The sequence below is a fragment of the Pseudomonas sp. TMP9 genome (assembly GCF_037943105.1).
In the GTDB taxonomy this organism is placed as follows: Bacteria; Pseudomonadota; Gammaproteobacteria; order Pseudomonadales; family Pseudomonadaceae; genus Aquipseudomonas.
Genome location: NZ_CP149803.1, coordinates 912,584 through 930,966 on the forward strand (window position 1 = coordinate 912,584; position 18,383 = coordinate 930,966).

The window sequence follows — 18,383 nt, forward strand, 5'->3', positions numbered from 1 at the left end:
CGTTAATGGCCGCCGAGCCGTTGCCGCAACGCTGGATCAGTTCCGGCGGCTCGCTCAGTGAGTGGGTGGTGGCGCTAGGCGGCGAAAGCCGTCTGGTGGGTGTGGATACTACCAGTCAGCATCCGCAGTCGCTGCGCGCGTTGCCGAGCATCGGGTATCAGCGGCAGTTGGCGGCTGAAGGCATGCTGACCCTACGTCCTGATGTGTTGATAGGCAGCGAGGAAATGGGCCCGCCGCCCGTGCTGGCGCAACTGCGTGGCGCCGGTGTGCGGGTGGAAATGCTCTCGTCCAAGGCGGATCTGGCCAGCCTGCAAACCAGCTTGCAGCGCATCGGCAGCTTGTTGGGCGCGTCGCAACGCGCAGATCAGACTTTTGCGGCCTATCAGCAGCGCTTGCAGCAGCAAGCTGATTGGCTGGTGACTGCACAGCGTCAGCAGGCGCCGCCGGGGGTGCTGTTGTTACTTGGGCATGCGGGTGGTAGCCCGATGGTTGGCGGCAAGGACACGTCGGCCGACTGGTTGATCGCGCGCGCCGGCGGGCGCAACCTGGCCAGTCATAGCGGCTTCAAGGCGCTGTCGACCGAAGCCTTGCTGGCGCTTGATCCTGAGGTGGTGATCATTGCCGATCGCAGCCTTTCCGGTGCTGCCGCGCGTGAGGCGCTGTTGCAGCAGAATCCTGCGTTGGCGGCGACCCGTGCGGCGCGTAATCAACGTTTGTTGATGCTCGACCCGACGCTACTGGTCGGCGGTCTCGGCCCGCGTTTGCCAGATGGGCTGGCGGCCTTGTCCGCAGCCTTTTATCCTGCCAGCCACTCTTTGCTCGCCACCACTAAGCCCACACCATGAATCCTGTTATTCGTCCGCGCTCATTATTTATCGCATTGAGCCTATTGTTGGCGTTTGCGCTCTGGTTATCCCTGGCCTTGGGTCCGGTCAGTTTGCCGCTGGCGGATACCCTCAAGGCAGCGTTGCGCTTGCTCGGCCTACCTGTGGAGGGTGAAGGGTTAGCTCAAACTGAGCTGATTCTTGGGCAAATTCGCTTGCCACGTACTTTGCTCGGCTTGCTGGTGGGCGCCGTGCTGGCGCTGTGCGGGGTGGCGATGCAGGGGCTGTTTCGTAATCCGCTGGCTGATCCCGGGCTGATTGGTGTTTCTAGCGGTGCTGCGCTAGGAGCGGCCGTGGCGATTGTGGGCGGCGCAGCTTTAGGCGGATTGCCGGAGGTATTCGCACCTTATGTGTTGTCGCTGTTCGCTTTTATCGGTGGCCTTGGGGTGACGGCGCTGGTGTATCGCCTGGGGCGGCGCGATGGCGAAACCCATGTGGCGACCATGCTCTTGGCCGGTATTGCGCTGACGGCACTGGCCGGCGCGGCCATCGGCCTGTTTACCTACATGGCCGATGACGCCACCTTGCGTACTCTGACCTTCTGGAATCTCGGCAGTCTTAATGGCGCCAGTTACGCGCGCCTGTGGCCGTTGCTGCTGGTGACGGCGGCGGTGGCGCTGTGGTTACCACGCCGGGCCAAGGCGCTGAACGCATTGCTACTGGGCGAGTCGGAGGCGCGCCATCTGGGTTTTGCTGTAGAGCGAGTCAAAGCTGAGTTGGTTTTTTGTACGGCGCTGGGGGTGGGCGCGGCCGTGGCGGCAGCGGGCATGATCGGTTTTATCGGCCTGGTGGTGCCGCACCTGGTGCGTTTAATGGTCGGTCCGGATCACCGCGTATTGTTGCCAGCCTCGGCATTGGCGGGTGCTAGCTTGCTGCTGCTGGCAGACTTAGCGGCGCGGTTGCTGCTGGCGCCGGCGGAACTGCCGATCGGTATTGTCACGGCGCTGATTGGTGCGCCGTTCTTCCTTTATCTCTTGCTGCGGGGACGTGCCTGATGCTGCGTGCAGAAAATTTAGCGGTACAGCGCGGCCCGTGCACGGTGTTGGCGGATATCAACGTGGAGCTGCGACCTGGGGAAGTGCTTGGCGTACTGGGCCCTAATGGCGCCGGTAAGAGCACCCTACTCAGCGCCTTGTGTGGCGAACTGCAGCCGAGCCATGGCGATGTTTGGCTCGATCAGCGGCGGCTTCAGGACTGGCCGGGCAGTGAGCGTGCGCAACGCCTAGCGGTATTGCCGCAAACCTCAACGCTGAATTTTGCCTTTCGCGTGGAGGAAGTGGTGGCGATGGGTCGCTTGCCGCATGCCAGTGGCCGGCTGCGGGATGGGCAGATCATCAAGCAGGCGTTAGAGGCTGCCGATGCGCTGCATTTGGCTGGGCGCAGTTATTTAGCGTTGTCGGGTGGTGAGCGTCAGCGCGTGCATCTTGCCCGCGTCTTTGCGCAGCTTTGGCCGGGTGGTGAAGGGCAGATATTGTTGCTCGATGAACCCACCTCAATGCTTGATCCGCTGCATCAGCACACCACGCTGCAGGCAACACGGGCATTCGCAGGGCAGGGCGCAGCGGTGCTGGTAATTCTGCATGATCTCAATCTGGCGGCGCGCTATTGTGATCGCCTGTTGCTGCTACAGCGCGGCCGCCCCCATGCAATGGGCAGCCCTGAGCAAGTGCTTCGCGTTGAGCCTCTGCTGGCCGTGTTCGGGCTGGAGGTACTGGTGCAGCAGCATCCGGAAAGGGGTCACCCCTTAATCGTTGCTCGCTAAGGTCATTGTTATGCGTATCGCGTTATTGCTGGTTGTTGCGTTGTTGAGTGCCTGTCAGGCTTCCTTACCTACGTTGCCTGCATGGCAAAGCCCTCAGGGTCTTGAGCATGCCCAGCTCGGGCAGATTGTTGATGTAAAGACCGGTGCGTTACTGAGCCCAACACAGTTAGTCGAGCGTTTGGCTGCAGCCCCCAGGGTTGTAGTGGGGGAACGCCACGATAATCCGGACCACCATGCGCTGCAGCTCTGGTTGTTGCGCGCCCTGGCAGCGCAGCGACCGCAGGGCAGTTTGCTGCTAGAAATGCTCACCCCGGATCAGCAAGTTAAGGTCGATGAGGTGCGTGCCGCCATCGGTGCCGGGCAGGCGCCGCAAGACATGCTCCGAGCCCTGGCGTGGCAGCCCGGCTGGGCGTGGTCGTTGTACGGGCCATTGGTGCAGCATGCCCTGCGCCAGCCTTATCCGTTGCTGGCGGCCAATCTTGAACGTCGCGAAATCATGCAGGTTTATGCCCAAGTGCCGCAACTGGAGGGCCAGGCGTCCACAGCACAGCCAGTGCGCGACGCGCTGTTCGAGCAGATTCGTCAGTCGCATTGCAACCTGCTGCCGGAAAGCCAGCTGCCCGCGATGCTGGCCGTGCAGCAGCAGCGCGATCGGCGTATGGCTGAAGTAATTCTCGCCGCTCCGCAGCCAAGCCTGCTGTTTGCCGGCTCATTCCATGCCCGCCGCGACCTTGGCGTGCCACTACACATGCAGGATTTGCGTGCTGAACAAGGCTTGCAAGTGCTGATTTTGGCCCAGGTGGGCAGCCCGATTAGCGCTCAGTCAGCTGATTTTGTGTGGTTCACCGCAGGACAAGTTGAGCAGGATCACTGCGCCGTACTGCGTCCCTAGCCTGAGGTCAGTGAGGCTGAGCAGGGAATCTGTGGTGTTTACCTGAGGCTGCTGATGCCAGCCGCTGGCTACGCTTTGCTGAGCCGCTGCCCTTTGGGGCTCAACGAGCACAGCGGCCCCAAGGGGCCAGCTGCTAAAAACGGCAGGGCAAAAAAAGACCCGGCAAGAGCCGGGTCAATAACCGTGATTAGCCTGATGAGGAGATAATCTGAAGGGACCGACTGAAGGTCTCTAAAGCGTATCGGCTGATCTCGCGACCAGTTGTGCTAATAATAACAATTCCCATTTGCATGTCAACACCGTCAGGTGTTCTTTTCTGTCTCGGGCAAAACCAGATTCAGCGCATGCACAAAAAACCCGACACAAGGTCGGGTTTTAGACTGCTGCAAGCTTCAGGAAACGTCGTCAGGTAGGCGTAACTGAGTGACTTCCTTATTTAGCAGGTCGATACGCTTGGCCATGCTCTCGATTAGGCTGTGGGCAATGCGCGGGTTGCTTTGCATCAGGCTAAGGAACTGTTCTTTGGGGATGACCATCACCGTGCATGGCTCGCTTGCCAATACGGTGGCGCTACGCTTCTCACGAGTGAACACCGCCATGGCACCGAAGATTTCATCCTTCTGCACGTCACCGACCTTATGCCCATCGACATAAGCCTCGGCATGGCCTTCGATAATGATAAAAACGTTGTCGGCGATATCGCCCTGGTGGATCAGTTCTTCGCCCGCGGCAAAGTGCTGGAAGCCGGTGGCTGGACGGATTTCTGGCTGCTTTAAGCGCGCCAACGCATCAGACAGTAAAGCGGTGTGACCAATCAGGTACTGAATAAACAGTTCCTGACGCTGCTCGCTGGCATAAATGTGTTTAAACACATCGCTGCGTGAGTAGGGGACTAGGCTCAGCTGCTCTTCGCTGCTGTAACGGCAGCTGGGTATATCTATGCCTTGACGCAGGCCAACCAGATCGCCTTCTTGCAGATAAAACAGCGGACGTTCATCAACCACCGCATGCAGCAGGCCATTTTCGATGATGAATAGTTGGTTACCTGGCAGCAGCGTGGCCAGATCTTCAACACGCTCCAGTTGCAGTGGAGGCCCAGCAGGTGCGAGCCCATCGAGCAATTGAGTGGGGATGCTTTGCAGTCGGTTGATCAGCTGATCGGCGTAAGCCGGTTGCTCCCCGAGTAAATACATGAGCGAATTTCCTTGAACTGGCTGGGCACACTAAACCGCACGAACGTCCCTAAAACAATAGAGGCCAGCGGGCCTCTGGTAAATCAAAAGGCGAAGACGTTGTGAGCTAGCTCTTGTTGTGCTGCAAACTTTCATCGAGCTGACCATTCAGTTCGGCTTTATGCCCTGGCGGCAGTTCATTCCAGTGCACATCGAGCAGTGCGCCTTCAATCGCGTAGAGCAGCACTTTAGAGGCTCTGAAACCCCGCGCGCGGACTGCTCGGTAGGCGCTAACTGCACCCAAGCGCCGCAAGTCGTTGGCGTTATGGATGCCAACCGCATGCAGCCATTGGGCTGAAGTTTTGCCGAGGTTTTTCAGGTGTTGCAGTTCGTCGTTCATGAAGCCTCCTTGCGCTGCCAAGCAGTCGTGCGGATGGAGTCAGTGTCACGTTACTGCTTGAGCGTGTAGCGGTCAGCTGATGACGAAAAGCTATTTGGCGTCGTTTTCGCCGCTTAAACCATGGTTGCGCCAAACACTCGGCAAAACCTAGTGTTGTTTAACGGGTGTTGTAGCGCAGGCGGGTACCAAAATTAACTGACATAAGGATTTCATCGGCCGTTAGTTCAGTCGGGAAGTAGGCCCCGGAAATCTGTGCGTGAGCCAGGCTAGCGCCTTCGAGGTGTGCGTTGCGCAAGTCAAGACCGCGCAGGTCAGTGCCGCGAAAGTAGGCGTTAGTGAAGTTAACGCCTTGCGCATCTAGCGCACGCAAGTCGAGCCCACGAAAATCGCCGTCACTCAGGTCGATAACTGTGTCTTTGGGTTTCTGCGCATTAAAGATTGGGATCTTCTCATCGTGGATGAGGACGTACAGTGGGTTATCGAGTATGCGGGGCCTGCTCATGTGAAACCTCCGTGGGGGACACAACGTCAGTATAGAAGTCGCAGCGCGATTTGCTCGCGCCGCAATACAGTTGCCCTGTTACGTCATTACAAGCCCGGAAGACGCTGACGAATGCTGGCGATCAAGCTGTCCATGCTGGCGCTTTGGTGAGTTTCTACACGCCTGCTTTGCAGGCGCTCATCTTCACTCAGTGATTCGCGGCTGGCTTGCTGAGCGCGCACGACCTCCATGGTTGCGTCGGACGGGTCAGTGCTGACGGCTTGACGTTGGTCCAGCCAGCTGGCGATTACGTCATCAGGTGCATTGCAATCCAATATCAGGAAGGGCGCGCCGCATGCTTCAGCAACCTCGCTGGCGGCATCACGCTGGGTATGTTTGAGGTAAGTGGCGTCGATGACCACCGGAAAACCGGCTCGCAGCGCAGCCTCGGCCAGTTGGTGAAGGCGCTGATACGTCGCGGCGCTGGCGTCTTGGCTGTAAATGCCGGCGCTGAGTTTGCCGACATTAACGTCCTGCTGCTCACCGTATAGGCGTTTACGCTCCACATCTGAACGCAGGCGAATGGCACCAAGGGCTGAAACCAAGCGCATGGCGACATGGCTTTTGCCCACAGCGGAAACGCCGTGGGTAATGGCCAAGAAGCGCGAGGGGATGGCGCTATAGCTTTCGGCCAGGTTGGCGTAATTGCGGTATTGGCGCAGGGTCACTGCTCTTTGCACGGCATCGGTCTGATGAGCCAAGCTGAACAATGCGACCTTGGCGCGCACCAGCGCCCGGTAGGCTTTGTAGAAGTTCAGCAACTCCAGTGCCGCGTAATCACCGGTGTGTTCTAACCAGCCATTGATAAAGCGCCAGGCGTGCGCCTTGAGGCCGCGATCTTCCAGGTCCATGGCCAGAAAGGCGGCGTCCAGGGCAATATCGATTAAGCGAAAAGGTTCGTTGAACTCGATGCAGTCAAACAGCACCACCTGATCATTCATCAGGGTGGCGTTACCCAAGTGAATGTCGCCATGGCATTCGCGGATGGACCCACTAGCCGCACGTTTGGCCAAGAGCGGTTCTAGGCGTGCAAAGTTGGCTTCGGTCCAAGCCTCCAAAGCTGCGAGTTGTTGCAGGTCGCCGGCATCGCTGAGCATCGGGCGAATTTGCTCAAAGTTCTGCCGCATCGGCGCAACGATCGCCTCTGGCGTGCACAGTGGGTGATTGGCTTCTACAGCTGGGGTTATGCGGTGGAAGTCAGCAATCTGTTTAGCTAGGCCATCAATATGCCCCTCGCTCAACTCACCGCGCGCCTGCACATCGCTGAGCAGCTGACTTTGTGGGAACTGGCGCATTTTTAGCGCGAACTCGATGGCCGGGCCGCTGCCCTCCAGTTGCGGTGCATCGACGCTACCGCTGATGGGCAGTACTTCCAGGTAAAGGTCTTGGGTCAGGCGCTGGTTAAGGCGCAACTCTTCTTGGCAGAAGTGTTCACGCGCGCTCAGATCGGAGAAGTCGAGAAAGCCGAAATTTACCGGTTTCTTAATCTTGTAAGCAAATGGCCCGGTGAGTAACACCCAGGAAATATGGGTTTCGATGACCTGAAACTGCTCCACGGGATGAGGGTAAAGGGCCGGGTTCTGCAGTGCGGCGATCAGGGCTTGGCTCACGGGCGATCCTTGGCGTTGGACTGAATAAGAGGCGGCCATTATGGCCGCTCAACACCCATCTGCAAACCGCTGCTACGGCCTGCTGACAAGTCGGCAAAGTGCGTATAATGCGGCGCCATGACTCGTACCCGATCTTCTCGTCCCCGTTCTAAGCGCCGTTCTGGCGGTATGCGCCCCTGGTTGGGCTGGGCTATCAAGCTCAGCCTGGTCGGTTTGGTGGTGTTCGCCGTGTTTGCGGTTTATCTCGATGCGGTGGTCCAGGAGAAGTTTTCTGGCAAGCGGTGGACCGTGCCCGCCAAAGTATATGCCCGGCCATTGGAGTTATTTGTTGGGCAGAAGCTGGCCAAGGATGACTTTCTCAAGGAATTGGACGCCTTGGGCTATCGCCGTGAAAACGCCGTGGCCGGTCCCGGTGGTGTGTCGGTGGCCGGCAACGCTATCGAACTGCATTCCCGCGGCTTTCAATTTTATGAAAGCACTGAGCCCTCACAACGAGTGCGCGTGCGCTTCTCCGGTGATTATGTTGCGGGCCTTACTCAGGCCAATGGTGGCAATCTGGCGGTGGCGCGACTTGAGCCACTTTTAATCGGCGGCTTATACCCGGCGCACCAAGAAGATCGGGTGCTGATTAAGCTGGAGCAAGTGCCGCCTTATTTGGTGGAAACACTGGTGGCGATTGAAGATCGTGAGTTCTTCAATCACTTCGGCGTCTCGCCCAAAGGCATTGCCCGCGCCGTTTGGATCAACGCCACTGCCGGTCAGCTGCGCCAAGGCGGCAGCACCCTGACCCAGCAGCTGGTCAAAAATTTCTACCTGACCAATGAGCGCACTCTTTCGCGCAAAGCCACCGAAGCCATGATGGCGGTGCTGTTGGAATTACATTACGAGAAGAAAGACATTCTTGAGGCTTACCTCAATGAAGTGTTCCTCGGTCAAGATGGCCAGCGGGCGGTCCATGGTTTTGGTTTGGCGAGTCAGTTTTTCTTCAGTCAGCCGCTCTCAGAGCTAAAACTTGAGCAGGTGGCACTGCTAGTCGGCATGGTTAAAGGGCCGACCTACTTCAACCCACGGCGCCACCCTGAGCGCGCGCTGGAACGACGCAACCTGGTGCTGGATGTATTGGCAGAGCAGGGCGTGGCCAGTGTTGAAGAAGTGGAAGCAGCGAAGCAGAAGCCGCTGAGCATTACCCAACGCGGCACTATGGCGGACAGCTCGTTCCCAGCCTTCCTCGATTTGGTCAAGCGACAGCTGCGTGAGGATTATCAGGAGCAGGACTTAACCGAGGAAGGTCTGCGTATTTTCACCAGTTTTGATCCGATCATGCAGCTCAAGGCAGAGAGCGCCTTGGCTGATACGCTGAAGCGCTTGTCCGGGCGTAAGGGTGTTGATCAGGTCGAAGCCGGGATGGTAGTGACCAGCCCTGAGAGCGGCGAAGTGCAGGCGATTATTGGTAGCCGGCAGCCACGCTTTGCCGGCTTTAACCGCGCGCTAGATGCTGTGCGGCCCATTGGCTCGCTAATCAAACCGGCGATCTACCTGACCGCCTTGGAGCGTCCTAGTCAGTACACCTTAACCAGCCTGCTGGAAGATCAGCCGTTCTCCATTAAAGGTCAAGATGGCCAAGTCTGGAGCCCGCAGAACTATGACCGCAAGGCTCATGGCACAATTTACCTGTACCAGGGCCTGGTCAATTCCTACAACTTATCCACGGCAAAGCTGGGGCTTGAGATTGGTGTGCCGGAGGTGCTGAAAACTGTGGATCGGTTGGGCGTCGAGCAGAGTTGGCCTGCGTACCCGTCGATGCTACTCGGTGCTGGTGGGCTCAGCCCGCTGGGTGTGGCGAACATGTACCAGACCCTAGCTAATGGCGGCTTTAATACGCCGTTGCGCGGTATTCGTAACGTACTGACGGCTGATGGTGAGCCGCTAAAGCGTTATCCCTTCCAGATTCAGCAGCGGTTTGACAGTGGTGCCATTTACCTGTTGCAGCACGCCATGCAGCGCTCAATGTCTGAGGGCACGGGCCGCTCGGTGTATAACCAGTTACCACGCTCCTTGGCGCTGGCGGGTAAGACCGGCACCAGTAATGACTCACGTGATAGCTGGTTTGCTGGCTTCGGTCAGGATGTTCTTGCAGTAGTTTGGCTGGGTCGCGATGACAACGGCCCGACGCCCCTAACCGGTGCGACCGGTGCACTGCAGGTGTGGACGGATTTTATGCGCAAGGCGGATCCGCTGCCGTTGGATATGCCGGTGCCAGATAATGTTGTGCAGGCCTGGGTCGATGCCAATACAGGGCAGGGAACTGATCCGAGTTGCCCGAATGCAGTACAAATACCCTATATTCGCGGCAGTCAACCCGTCGCTGGGCCGGCCTGTGGTATTCAGGCGCCGGTCAACGAAGTGATGGATTGGGTGCGTGGCTGGTTGGAATGAGTGAGAGGTTTAACGTGAATAAGTGGTTGATTCCTGCTGTAACGATTTCGTTGGTGCTGGCTGGCTGTAGCGCCGTGCCGCGCGGCTCAATCCCCGTTGTTGATGGTGGCTCTTCCATCGGTAATGCGCAATCAGGCACTGCTGGCGGTTACGGCAATCCGAGCGCTCAGCCCCAGACCCTTCCGGAAGATTCCGGTGTGGTGGTAATGGTGCCTGGCGGTGGCGGCAGCTCCATGCCGATTCAGTCGTTCCCAGCAGGTAACGCCCCGCTGGACACCGGTATGACAACTCAGCCATGGCGTGCGCCGCCGCCAGCAGCAACACAAGGTGGCTTTATCGCACCCGCACCCAGTGGTATCCCAATTGGTGGCTTGGCCATGGATGAACAGCTGGATGGCCCGGTGTTGGCATTACTCACCACGGCTCAGCAGCAGCAAGGTGGTGGTGACTTGAATGGCGCCGCGTCCAGCCTTGAGCGTGCACAACGTATTGCACCGCGCGAGCCACAGGTACTTTATCGCTTGGCCGAAATCCGTTTGGCTCAAGGAGATTCGGCGCAGGCAGAACAGTTTGCTCGTCGTGGCTTGAGCTATGCCAGCGGCCGTCCTGCCTTGCAGGCCAGCTTATGGAACTTGATTGCGCAGGCTCGCGAACGCCAAGGTGACGCTGCAGGCGCTGCGGCCGCTCGTGAGCAGGCGCGAGTTAACCTTTGATGGATGCTCGCGTCCCGGTGTTGGCAGCGCAGTTATTGCTGATTGAACGTGAATTGCGCACGCTTGGTTGGTGGCAGGCGCAACCACCCAACGACCAAGCACTGTCCAGCCAGCAGCCATTTTGTGTCGATACGCTGGCGTTCGAGCAGTGGTTGCAGTGGATATTTTTACCAAGAATGAAGCAGCTCATAGAAGCCGGGGCCGCTTTGCCCGGCGTCTGTGGCATTCAGCCCATGGCTGAGCAGGTGTATGGCGGTGAGGCTGCGAAAGCACGTGTGTTGATTAAGCTGCTGGGTGAGTTCGATCAGCTGTTGAGTGGCGCGACCTGAGTCGCGCCAACCTTATTAGTTGCAGTTATCGGTAATGGCTTTCTGCGTTTCGCTGATACGAGCCTGGCGCTCGTCTTCGTTTAAACGGCGCATTTCGCCATCGACTTCTACGCGCAAACGTGGGTTGTTCTGCAGCTGCGCCAAGTTGGTACGCACGTCTTCGCAGTACTTTTTGCGTTCGGCTTCTTTAGCCGCGACGTCCCTCTTAACCTTCTCGTCGATGGCCGCTTGCTTGGGGTCAGCAATGCTTTCGAAGGTAGGATCAGCTTTCTTCTCTTGGCTGGCTGCGGGCTTGGACACCGGCACTGCGGTGTTGATGCTGGTAGCCTCCTGGCCCTGCGGCGGCTGCGCACTGAAGTGTGTTACGCCTTGGGCGTCGACCCACTTGTACACTTGGCTGGCCATGGCGGTTGCGCTTATGGCGAGCAGCAAGCTGCTGGTGATAATCATGCGGCGCATGCGGTTTCCTTATGTTGAGCTGCGGTGCCTGGTGACTACTATAACCAAAATGTTGCAATCGTCATCCTGCGCTGCGTCACAGCAGAAGATTGCAGATTCAATCACGGATTGCTTGACTTGACCGCGCTGAATCCGAACAATTCCATGCTCGCTGTAGTGGAGTCCGCCGCAAGCAGGCTTCAGCTCAGTAGACATGAGGTGCACACCCGCGCCGACCTGTTACACCCGCAACGCGTTACCTCGCGCTGGGTGGGGGAACTCCGCAACACTTAGGCGTTTTCCCAATACTTGCTCAGTTGTAGCTGACGTAGTCAGCGACCACCGTCGCTCATGCTCTACTGGCAGTAAACCTATTTTAGGCCGTCCATATTGGTGGGTGGCTTCTGGCGTTTTAGAGGTGAATAACGTGGAGCTTTTATCCGGCGCTGAAATGGTCGTCCGCTTTTTGCGTGACGAAGGCGTTAAGAACATCTATGGGTACCCGGGCGGTGCTCTCCTGCACATTTACGATGCCCTGTTCAAAGAGCCTGGGGTGAATCACATCCTTGTTCGCCACGAGCAGGCAGCCACCCATATGGCCGACGGTTATGCACGCGCTACCGGTAAAGCCGGTGTAGTGCTGGTGACCTCGGGTCCTGGCGCAACCAATGCCATCACCGGTATTGCCACCGCCTATATGGATTCCATCCCGATGGTTGTGCTTTCTGGTCAGGTACCTAGTTACATGGTGGGTACTGATGCGTTCCAGGAAACCGACATGATTGGTATCTCGCGGCCGATCGTAAAACACAGTTTTATGATCAAGCACGCCTCGGAAATCCCTGACGTCCTGAAAAAAGCGTTCTACTTGGCTGAGTCCGGTCGTCCTGGTCCAGTGGTTGTGGATATTCCTAAGGACATGACCAACCCAGATGAAAAGTTTGAGTACGTTTATCCGAAGAAGGCCAAACTGCGCTCATACAGCCCAGCGTTGCGCGGTCACTCTGGGCAGATCCGTAAAGCAGCTGAGCTGTTGCTGACGGCTAAACGTCCAATTGTTTACTCAGGCGGTGGCGTGATCATGGGGGGGGCTTCAGCACCGCTAACTGAGCTCGCGCAAATGCTCAACCTGCCTGTAACCAACACCCTGATGGGGTTGGGCGGCTATCCCGGTACTGATCGCCAATTCCTTGGCATGCTCGGTATGCACGGTAGCTACACCGCTAATTTGGCTATGCACCACGCTGATGTGATTGTCGCCGTCGGTGCGCGTTTCGATGACCGCGTGATCAACGGCGCTAGCAAGTTTTGCCCGAACGCCAAGATCATTCACATCGACATCGACCCGGCGTCTATCTCCAAAACCATCAAGGCTGATGTACCGATCGTAGGTCCAGTCGACAGCGTAATGACTGAAATGGTTGCGATCCTTAAAGAGATCGGCGAGCAACTGGATCAAGAGGCATTGTCGAGCTGGTGGAAGCAGATCGAGGAGTGGCGCGGTGGCCGTGAGATGTTCCCTTATGACAAAGGCGACGGCAGCATTATCAAGCCACAGGCTGTTATTGAGATGTTGTCCGAAATCACCAAGGGCGACGCCTTTGTGACGTCCGATGTGGGCCAGCACCAGATGTTCGCTGCGCAGTACTACCGCTTTAATAAACCGAACCGTTGGATCAACTCCGGCGGCTTGGGCACCATGGGCTTTGGTTTCCCCGCGGCTATGGGCGTTAAGTTGAGCTTCCCGGATGACGAGGTGGCCTGCGTAACGGGTGAAGGCAGCATCCAGATGAACATTCAGGAGCTGTCGACCTGCTTGCAGTACGGCTTGCCGGTGAAGATCGTCAACCTAAATAACGGTGCGCTGGGCATGGTTCGCCAGTGGCAGGACATGATGTATAGCAGCCGCCATTCGCATTCCTACATGGATTCGCTGCCCGACTTCGTTAAGTTAGCTGAAGCCTATGGCCACGTTGGTATCCGCATCACGGATCTGAAAGATCTCAAGCCAAAGATGGAAGAGGCCTTTGCGATGAAAGATCGCTTGGTGTTCCTCGACATCCTGGTTGATACCAATGAGCACGTCTATCCGATGCATATCAAAGACGGTGCAATGCGCGATATGTGGCTGAGCAAGACGGAGCGTACCTAATCATGCGACACATTATTTCCCTGCTGCTGGAAAACGAGCCTGGTGCACTGTCCCGTGTGGTGGGCCTGTTCTCGCAGCGCAACTACAACATTGAAAGCCTGACCGTTGCCCCGACAGAAGACCCCACGCTGTCGCGTTTGACGCTGACCACCGTTGGCCAGGACCAAGTGATTGAGCAGATCACCAAAAACCTTAATAAGTTGGTTGAAGTGGTCAAGCTGGTCGACCTGTCAGAGAGCGCTCACGTTGAGCGTGAGTTGATGCTGATCAAGATCAAGGCCACTGGCGCTCAGCGCGCCGAGGTCAAACGCACCACCGATATCTTCCGTGGGCAGATCGTCGACGTGACCAGCAGCGTCTACACCATTCAGTTGGCCGGCACGAGCGACAAGCTGGACAGCTTTATCCAGGCCATCGGCACTGCGTCGATTCTGGAAACCGTACGCAGTGGCGTCACCGGCATTGCCCGTGGCGACAAAGTACTCAGCATTTAAACCATATAACCAATGGCCTACGGGCCAGGTAATCAGGAGAATTTTCATGAAAGTGTATTACGACAAAGACTGTGACCTCTCGATCATCCAAGGCAAAAAAGTTGCCATCATCGGTTACGGTTCACAGGGCCACGCACAAGCGTGCAACCTGAAAGATTCCGGCGTCGACGTCACGGTTGGTTTGCGTAAAGGTTCGGCTACTGTGGCCAAGGCTGAAGCTCATGGCCTGAAAGTAACTGACGTTGCATCGGCTGTTGCCGCTGCTGATGTGGTCATGATCCTGACCCCGGATGAGTTCCAGTCGCAGCTGTACAAGAATGAAGTTGAGCCGAACCTTAAGAAAGGCGCAACGTTGGCTTTCTCCCATGGTTTCGCGATCCATTACAACCAGGTTGTACCGCGTAGCGATCTCGACGTCATCATGATCGCGCCTAAGGCGCCAGGTCACACGGTGCGCACTGAGTTCGTTAAAGGCGGTGGTATTCCTGACCTGATCGCGATTTACCAAGATGCTTCTGGTAACGCTAAAAACGTTGCGTTGTCTTACGCATCGGGTGTTGGCGGTGGCCGTACCGGTATCATCGAAACCACCTTCAAGGACGAGACTGAAACTGACCTGTTCGGCGAGCAAGCTGTTCTTTGCGGCGGCACAGTAGAGCTGGTTAAAGCTGGCTTTGAAACGTTAGTTGAAGCGGGCTACGCGCCTGAAATGGCTTACTTCGAGTGCCTGCACGAACTGAAGCTGATCGTTGACCTCATGTACGAAGGCGGTATCGCCAACATGAACTACTCGATCTCCAACAATGCCGAGTATGGTGAGTATGTAACCGGTCCAGAAGTGATCAACGCTGAATCGCGTCAGGCCATGCGCAACGCCCTGAAGCGTATTCAGGACGGCGAATACGCCAAGATGTTCATCAGCGAAGGTGCCACAGGCTATCCTTCGATGACGGCTAAGCGTCGCAATAACGCTGCGCATGGTATCGAAATCATAGGTGAGCAACTGCGTTCTATGATGCCGTGGATCGGTGCCAATAAAATCGTCGACAAAGCGAAGAACTAAAGCACTGTCGAGATAAGAAAAAACGCGGCCATGGCCGCGTTTTTTCATGGAGCTGCAAGGCTTCTGGTATAAAGCCTGAGCGTTGCTAAGTGCTGATATGAATTCGTATCGCCAGTGCTTGTCAAAATTTTCTAAGTCCGCTGCAAGGTGTAGTTCATGAATGAACGTCCAGATGAGCCCCAATCAACCGGCGAAGCAGAGAGTCTGCTGCCAATCGATGAGCATGTAGAAGAAGGCCATGATGCCGAGGGGCGCAAGGTCCGTCATCGCGGTATCTACCTGCTACCCAACTTGTTCACTACGGCTAATCTGTTCGCCGGTTTCTACGCCATCATTAACGCCATGAACGGCAATTTTTACGTGGCTGCAGCTGCTGTGTTCGTTGCCATGGTCCTCGATGGGCTCGATGGTCGCGTGGCGCGCTTGACCAATACCCAGAGCGCCTTCGGCGCCGAGTATGATTCGCTATCGGATATGGTCGCCTTCGGTGTGGCGCCAGCATTGCTCGCGTTTGAGTGGGCGCTCGGTAGTCTGGGTAAGGTTGGCTGGATGGTTGCTTTTATCTACGTGGCTGGCGCAGCGTTACGCTTAGCGCGTTTCAATACGCAAATCGGTAGCACCGATAAGCGCTTCTTTATTGGTCTGGCCAGCCCTGCAGCAGCAGGTGTGGTGGCGGGTACGGTGTGGGCATTCAGTGACTTCGGTATCAAAGGATCGAATATGGCCTTTGCGGTTGCAATCCTAGTGGCGGCGGCTGGCATGCTGATGGTCAGCAATATCAAGTACAACAGCTTTAAGGATTTGGACCTGAAGGGGCGCGTACCTTTCGTGGCGATCCTCGCGGTGGTTCTAGTGTTTGCTGTGGTGTTTAGCGATCCACCTCGTGTGCTGCTTATCATCTTCCTGGCCTATGCTGCTTCAGGTCCTATCCAGTACCTGCTGCATATGCGCCGTAACAAGAGCGCCTGATATCTCCTCAGGGTGTTCGACAAAGCCGTTGAAGCGTCAGCTTCAACGGCTTTGTCGTTTCTGCAGGCGACGCGCAATAAGGGGTGATAGCAGCGTCCTGCGCAAGAGATTGAAGCAAAAGTGCAACAATCGATTGACCTTCTGGGCGCTGCCCCTATAATTCGCGCTCTCAAGGCATATGCAGCTTCTTAAACCCCTTATAAATCAATAAGTTAGTTTAGGATAACGGTTGCAAAGCAGCGAAAGCTGCGTAGAATGCGCGTCACTGCAAGGGTGGTTGTTTAGCCCGACCAGGGCTTCGGTCAAGTAGATCGAAAGCGGTAAAAGAGGCGGTTGACAGCGGGTTTAAACGCTGTATTATTCGCCTCCCGCTAACGAGAAGCTTAAGGCTGAACGAATGCGCAAGTGGTTGAAGTAGAAAAGAAATTTTCAAGCTTCAAATAGAAAAACCACTTGACGGAAGATGAGGCTGCTGTAGAATGCGCGCCTCGGTTGAGACGAAAGAATCAACCACCCGCTCTTTAACAACTGAATCAAGCAATTCGTGTGGGTGCTTGTGAGGTAAGACTGCTAGTCGCAAGATTATCAGCATCACAAGTTACTCCGCGAGAAATCAAAGATGTAACCAACGATTGCTGAGCTAAGTTTAGGGTTTTCTCAAAACCCAAGCAGTATTGAACTGAAGAGTTTGATCATGGCTCAGATTGAACGCTGGCGGCAGGCCTAACACATGCAAGTCGAGCGGTAGAGAGAAGCTTGCTTCTCTTGAGAGCGGCGGACGGGTGAGTAATGCCTAGGAATCTGCCTAGTGGTGGGGGATAACGTTCGGAAACGGACGCTAATACCGCATACGTCCTACGGGAGAAAGCGGGGGACCTTCGGGCCTCGCGCCATTAGATGAGCCTAGGTCGGATTAGCTAGTTGGTGGGGTAAAGGCTCACCAAGGCGACGATCCGTAACTGGTCTGAGAGGATGATCAGTCACACTGGAACTGAGACACGGTCCAGACTCCTACGGGAGGCAGCAGTGGGGAATATTGGACAATGGGCGAAAGCCTGATCCAGCCATGCCGCGTGTGTGAAGAAGGTCTTCGGATTGTAAAGCACTTTAAGTTGGGAGGAAGGGTAGTAACTTAATACGTTGCTACTTTGACGTTACCGACAGAATAAGCACCGGCTAACTTCGTGCCAGCAGCCGCGGTAATACGAAGGGTGCAAGCGTTAATCGGAATTACTGGGCGTAAAGCGCGCGTAGGTGGTTCAGTAAGTTGGAAGTGAAATCCCCGGGCTCAACCTGGGAACTGCTTTCAAAACTGCTGAGCTAGAGTACGGTAGAGGGTGGTGGAATTTCCTGTGTAGCGGTGAAATGCGTAGATATAGGAAGGAACACCAGTGGCGAAGGCGACCACCTGGACTGGTACTGACACTGAGGTGCGAAAGCGTGGGGAGCAAACAGGATTAGATACCCTGGTAGTCCACGCCGTAAACGATGTCAACTAGCCGTTGGGAGTCTTGAACTCTTAGTGGCGCAGCTAACGCATTAAGTTGACCGCCTGGGGAGTACGGCCGCAAGGTTAAAACTCAAATGAATTGACGGGGGCCCGCACAAGCGGTGGAGCATGTGGTTTAATTCGAAGCAACGCGAAGAACCTTACCTGGCCTTGACATGCTGAGAACTTTCTAGAGATAGATTGGTGCCTTCGGGAACTCAGACACAGGTGCTGCATGGCTGTCGTCAGCTCGTGTCGTGAGATGTTGGGTTAAGTCCCGTAACGAGCGCAACCCTTGTCCTTAGTTACCAGCACGTAATGGTGGGAACTCTAAGGAGACTGCCGGTGACAAACCGGAGGAAGGTGGGGATGACGTCAAGTCATCATGGCCCTTACGGCCAGGGCTACACACGTGCTACAATGGTCGGTACAAAGGGTTGCCAAGCCGCGAGGTGGAGCTAATCCCATAAAACCGATCGTAGTCCGGATCGCAGTCTGCAACTCGACTGCGTGAAGTCGGAATCGCTAGTAATCGTGAATCAGAATGTCACGGTGAATACGTTCCCGGGCCTTGTACACACCGCCCGTCACACCATGGGAGTGGGTTGCACCAGAAGTAGCTAGTCTAACCTTCGGGGGGACGGTTACCACGGTGTGATTCATGACTGGGGTGAAGTCGTAACAAGGTAGCCGTAGGGGAACCTGCGGCTGGATCACCTCCTTAATCGAAGACTTCAGCTTCTTCATAAGTTCCCACACGAATTGCTTGATTCATTGAAAAAGACGATTGGGTCTGTAGCTCAGTTGGTTAGAGCGCACCCCTGATAAGGGTGAGGTCGGCAGTTCGAATCTGCCCAGACCCACCAATTGTTGTGGGTTTGGCCTTGTACGAATATGGGGCCATAGCTCAGCTGGGAGAGCGCCTGCCTTGCACGCAGGAGGTCAGCGGTTCGATCCCGCTTGGCTCCACCATATACAGCACCGTAAGAGTTCAGAAATGAACGTTCCTGCAAAAAGCAGATGAATGTTGATTTCTGGT

The 18,383-nt window shown here is 56.3% G+C and carries 16 protein-coding genes, 2 tRNA genes and 1 rRNA gene; 14 read left to right on the forward strand and 5 right to left on the reverse strand.

What is annotated here, in order from left to right; translation table 11 throughout:
• Positions 1–5: 5 nt before the first annotated feature.
• Genes WF513_RS04360 through WF513_RS04375 form a run of 4 tightly spaced genes read left to right on the forward strand, consistent with a single transcriptional unit; the run spans position 6 to position 3,538 of the window.
• Positions 6–845, forward strand: a complete 840-nt coding sequence (locus WF513_RS04360) for an ABC transporter substrate-binding protein (protein WP_339083412.1) — start codon at positions 6–8, stop codon at positions 843–845.
• Complete coding sequence (locus tag WF513_RS04365; protein WP_339081802.1) at positions 842–1,879, forward strand: iron ABC transporter permease; 1,038 nt, start codon at positions 842–844, stop codon at positions 1,877–1,879. Before WF513_RS04360 ends, WF513_RS04365 begins: the two co-directional genes overlap by 4 nt.
• Positions 1,879–2,646 carry a heme ABC transporter ATP-binding protein gene (locus WF513_RS04370; protein WP_339081804.1) on the forward strand — a complete coding sequence of 256 codons (768 nt, stop codon included), beginning with the start codon at positions 1,879–1,881 and terminating at the stop codon, positions 2,644–2,646. Before WF513_RS04365 ends, WF513_RS04370 begins: the two co-directional genes overlap by 1 nt.
• A gap of 10 nt (positions 2,647–2,656) precedes the next feature.
• A complete protein-coding gene (locus WF513_RS04375; protein ID WP_339081806.1) occupies positions 2,657–3,538 on the forward strand; it encodes a ChaN family lipoprotein in 882 nt (293 codons plus the stop codon).
• Between the two features lie 392 nt (positions 3,539–3,930).
• On the opposite strand, the gene WF513_RS04380 is transcribed toward WF513_RS04375, so the two are convergent.
• The 4 genes from WF513_RS04380 to WF513_RS04395 all read right to left on the reverse strand — a co-directional run bounded on the left by WF513_RS04380 (position 3,931) and on the right by WF513_RS04395 (position 7,261).
• Positions 3,931–4,731: a cyclic nucleotide-binding domain-containing protein gene (locus WF513_RS04380; RefSeq protein WP_339081807.1), complete on the reverse strand. Its 801-nt coding sequence runs from the start codon at positions 4,729–4,731 to the stop codon at positions 3,931–3,933.
• Positions 4,732–4,837: 106 nt separating this feature from the next.
• Positions 4,838–5,110, reverse strand: coding sequence for a TfoX/Sxy family protein (locus WF513_RS04385; protein ID WP_339081809.1), 273 nt, complete (start codon positions 5,108–5,110; stop codon positions 4,838–4,840).
• 157 nt (positions 5,111–5,267) lie between these two features.
• Positions 5,268–5,612: a pentapeptide repeat-containing protein gene (locus WF513_RS04390; protein ID WP_339081811.1), complete on the reverse strand. Its 345-nt coding sequence runs from the start codon at positions 5,610–5,612 to the stop codon at positions 5,268–5,270.
• An 86-nt stretch (positions 5,613–5,698) separates the two neighbouring features.
• Positions 5,699–7,261 carry an AAA family ATPase gene (locus WF513_RS04395; protein ID WP_339081813.1) on the reverse strand — a complete coding sequence of 521 codons (1,563 nt, stop codon included), beginning with the start codon at positions 7,259–7,261 and terminating at the stop codon, positions 5,699–5,701.
• A gap of 117 nt (positions 7,262–7,378) precedes the next feature.
• Here WF513_RS04395 and mrcB point away from each other — a divergent pair, with 117 nt between their 5' ends.
• The 3 genes from mrcB to WF513_RS04410 are packed head-to-tail and all read left to right on the forward strand — an operon-like array spanning position 7,379 to position 10,739.
• Positions 7,379–9,697 (forward strand): penicillin-binding protein 1B, encoded by a 2,319-nt coding sequence (gene mrcB / locus WF513_RS04400; RefSeq protein ID WP_339081815.1) that lies wholly within the window; start codon positions 7,379–7,381, stop codon positions 9,695–9,697.
• 14 nt (positions 9,698–9,711) lie between these two features.
• Positions 9,712–10,410, forward strand: a complete 699-nt coding sequence (locus WF513_RS04405; protein ID WP_339081817.1) for a tetratricopeptide repeat protein — start codon at positions 9,712–9,714, stop codon at positions 10,408–10,410.
• On the forward strand, positions 10,410–10,739 hold the full coding sequence (locus WF513_RS04410) for a YqcC family protein (protein ID WP_339081819.1): 330 nt from the start codon (positions 10,410–10,412) through the stop codon (positions 10,737–10,739). Before WF513_RS04405 ends, WF513_RS04410 begins: the two co-directional genes overlap by 1 nt.
• A 15-nt stretch (positions 10,740–10,754) precedes the next feature.
• Here WF513_RS04410 and WF513_RS04415 read toward each other — a convergent pair whose 3' ends face one another.
• Positions 10,755–11,198, reverse strand: a complete 444-nt coding sequence (locus WF513_RS04415; protein WP_339081821.1) for a DUF4124 domain-containing protein — start codon at positions 11,196–11,198, stop codon at positions 10,755–10,757.
• 406 nt (positions 11,199–11,604) lie between these two features.
• On the opposite strand from WF513_RS04415, the gene WF513_RS04420 reads away from it, so the two are divergent.
• The 7 genes from WF513_RS04420 to WF513_RS04450 all read left to right on the forward strand — a co-directional run bounded on the left by WF513_RS04420 (position 11,605) and on the right by WF513_RS04450 (position 18,316).
• The gene (locus WF513_RS04420) at positions 11,605–13,329 is read left to right on the forward strand and encodes an acetolactate synthase 3 large subunit (protein WP_339081822.1); all 1,725 of its coding nucleotides are present in this window, start codon (positions 11,605–11,607) and stop codon (positions 13,327–13,329) included.
• A gap of 2 nt (positions 13,330–13,331) precedes the next feature.
• Positions 13,332–13,823 (forward strand): acetolactate synthase small subunit, encoded by a 492-nt coding sequence (gene ilvN / locus WF513_RS04425; protein WP_339081824.1) that lies wholly within the window; start codon positions 13,332–13,334, stop codon positions 13,821–13,823.
• Positions 13,824–13,869: 46 nt separating this feature from the next.
• Positions 13,870–14,886: a ketol-acid reductoisomerase gene (gene ilvC, locus WF513_RS04430; RefSeq protein ID WP_339081826.1), complete on the forward strand. Its 1,017-nt coding sequence runs from the start codon at positions 13,870–13,872 to the stop codon at positions 14,884–14,886.
• A 156-nt stretch (positions 14,887–15,042) separates the two neighbouring features.
• On the forward strand, positions 15,043–15,855 hold the full coding sequence (gene pssA, locus WF513_RS04435; protein WP_339081827.1) for a CDP-diacylglycerol--serine O-phosphatidyltransferase: 813 nt from the start codon (positions 15,043–15,045) through the stop codon (positions 15,853–15,855).
• A 676-nt stretch (positions 15,856–16,531) separates the two neighbouring features.
• Positions 16,532–18,068, forward strand: a 16S ribosomal RNA gene (locus tag WF513_RS04440).
• A 65-nt stretch (positions 18,069–18,133) separates the two neighbouring features.
• A tRNA-Ile gene (locus WF513_RS04445) sits at positions 18,134–18,210 on the forward strand.
• 30 nt (positions 18,211–18,240) lie between these two features.
• Positions 18,241–18,316 (forward strand) — tRNA-Ala (locus tag WF513_RS04450).
• Positions 18,317–18,383 lie beyond the last annotated feature (67 nt).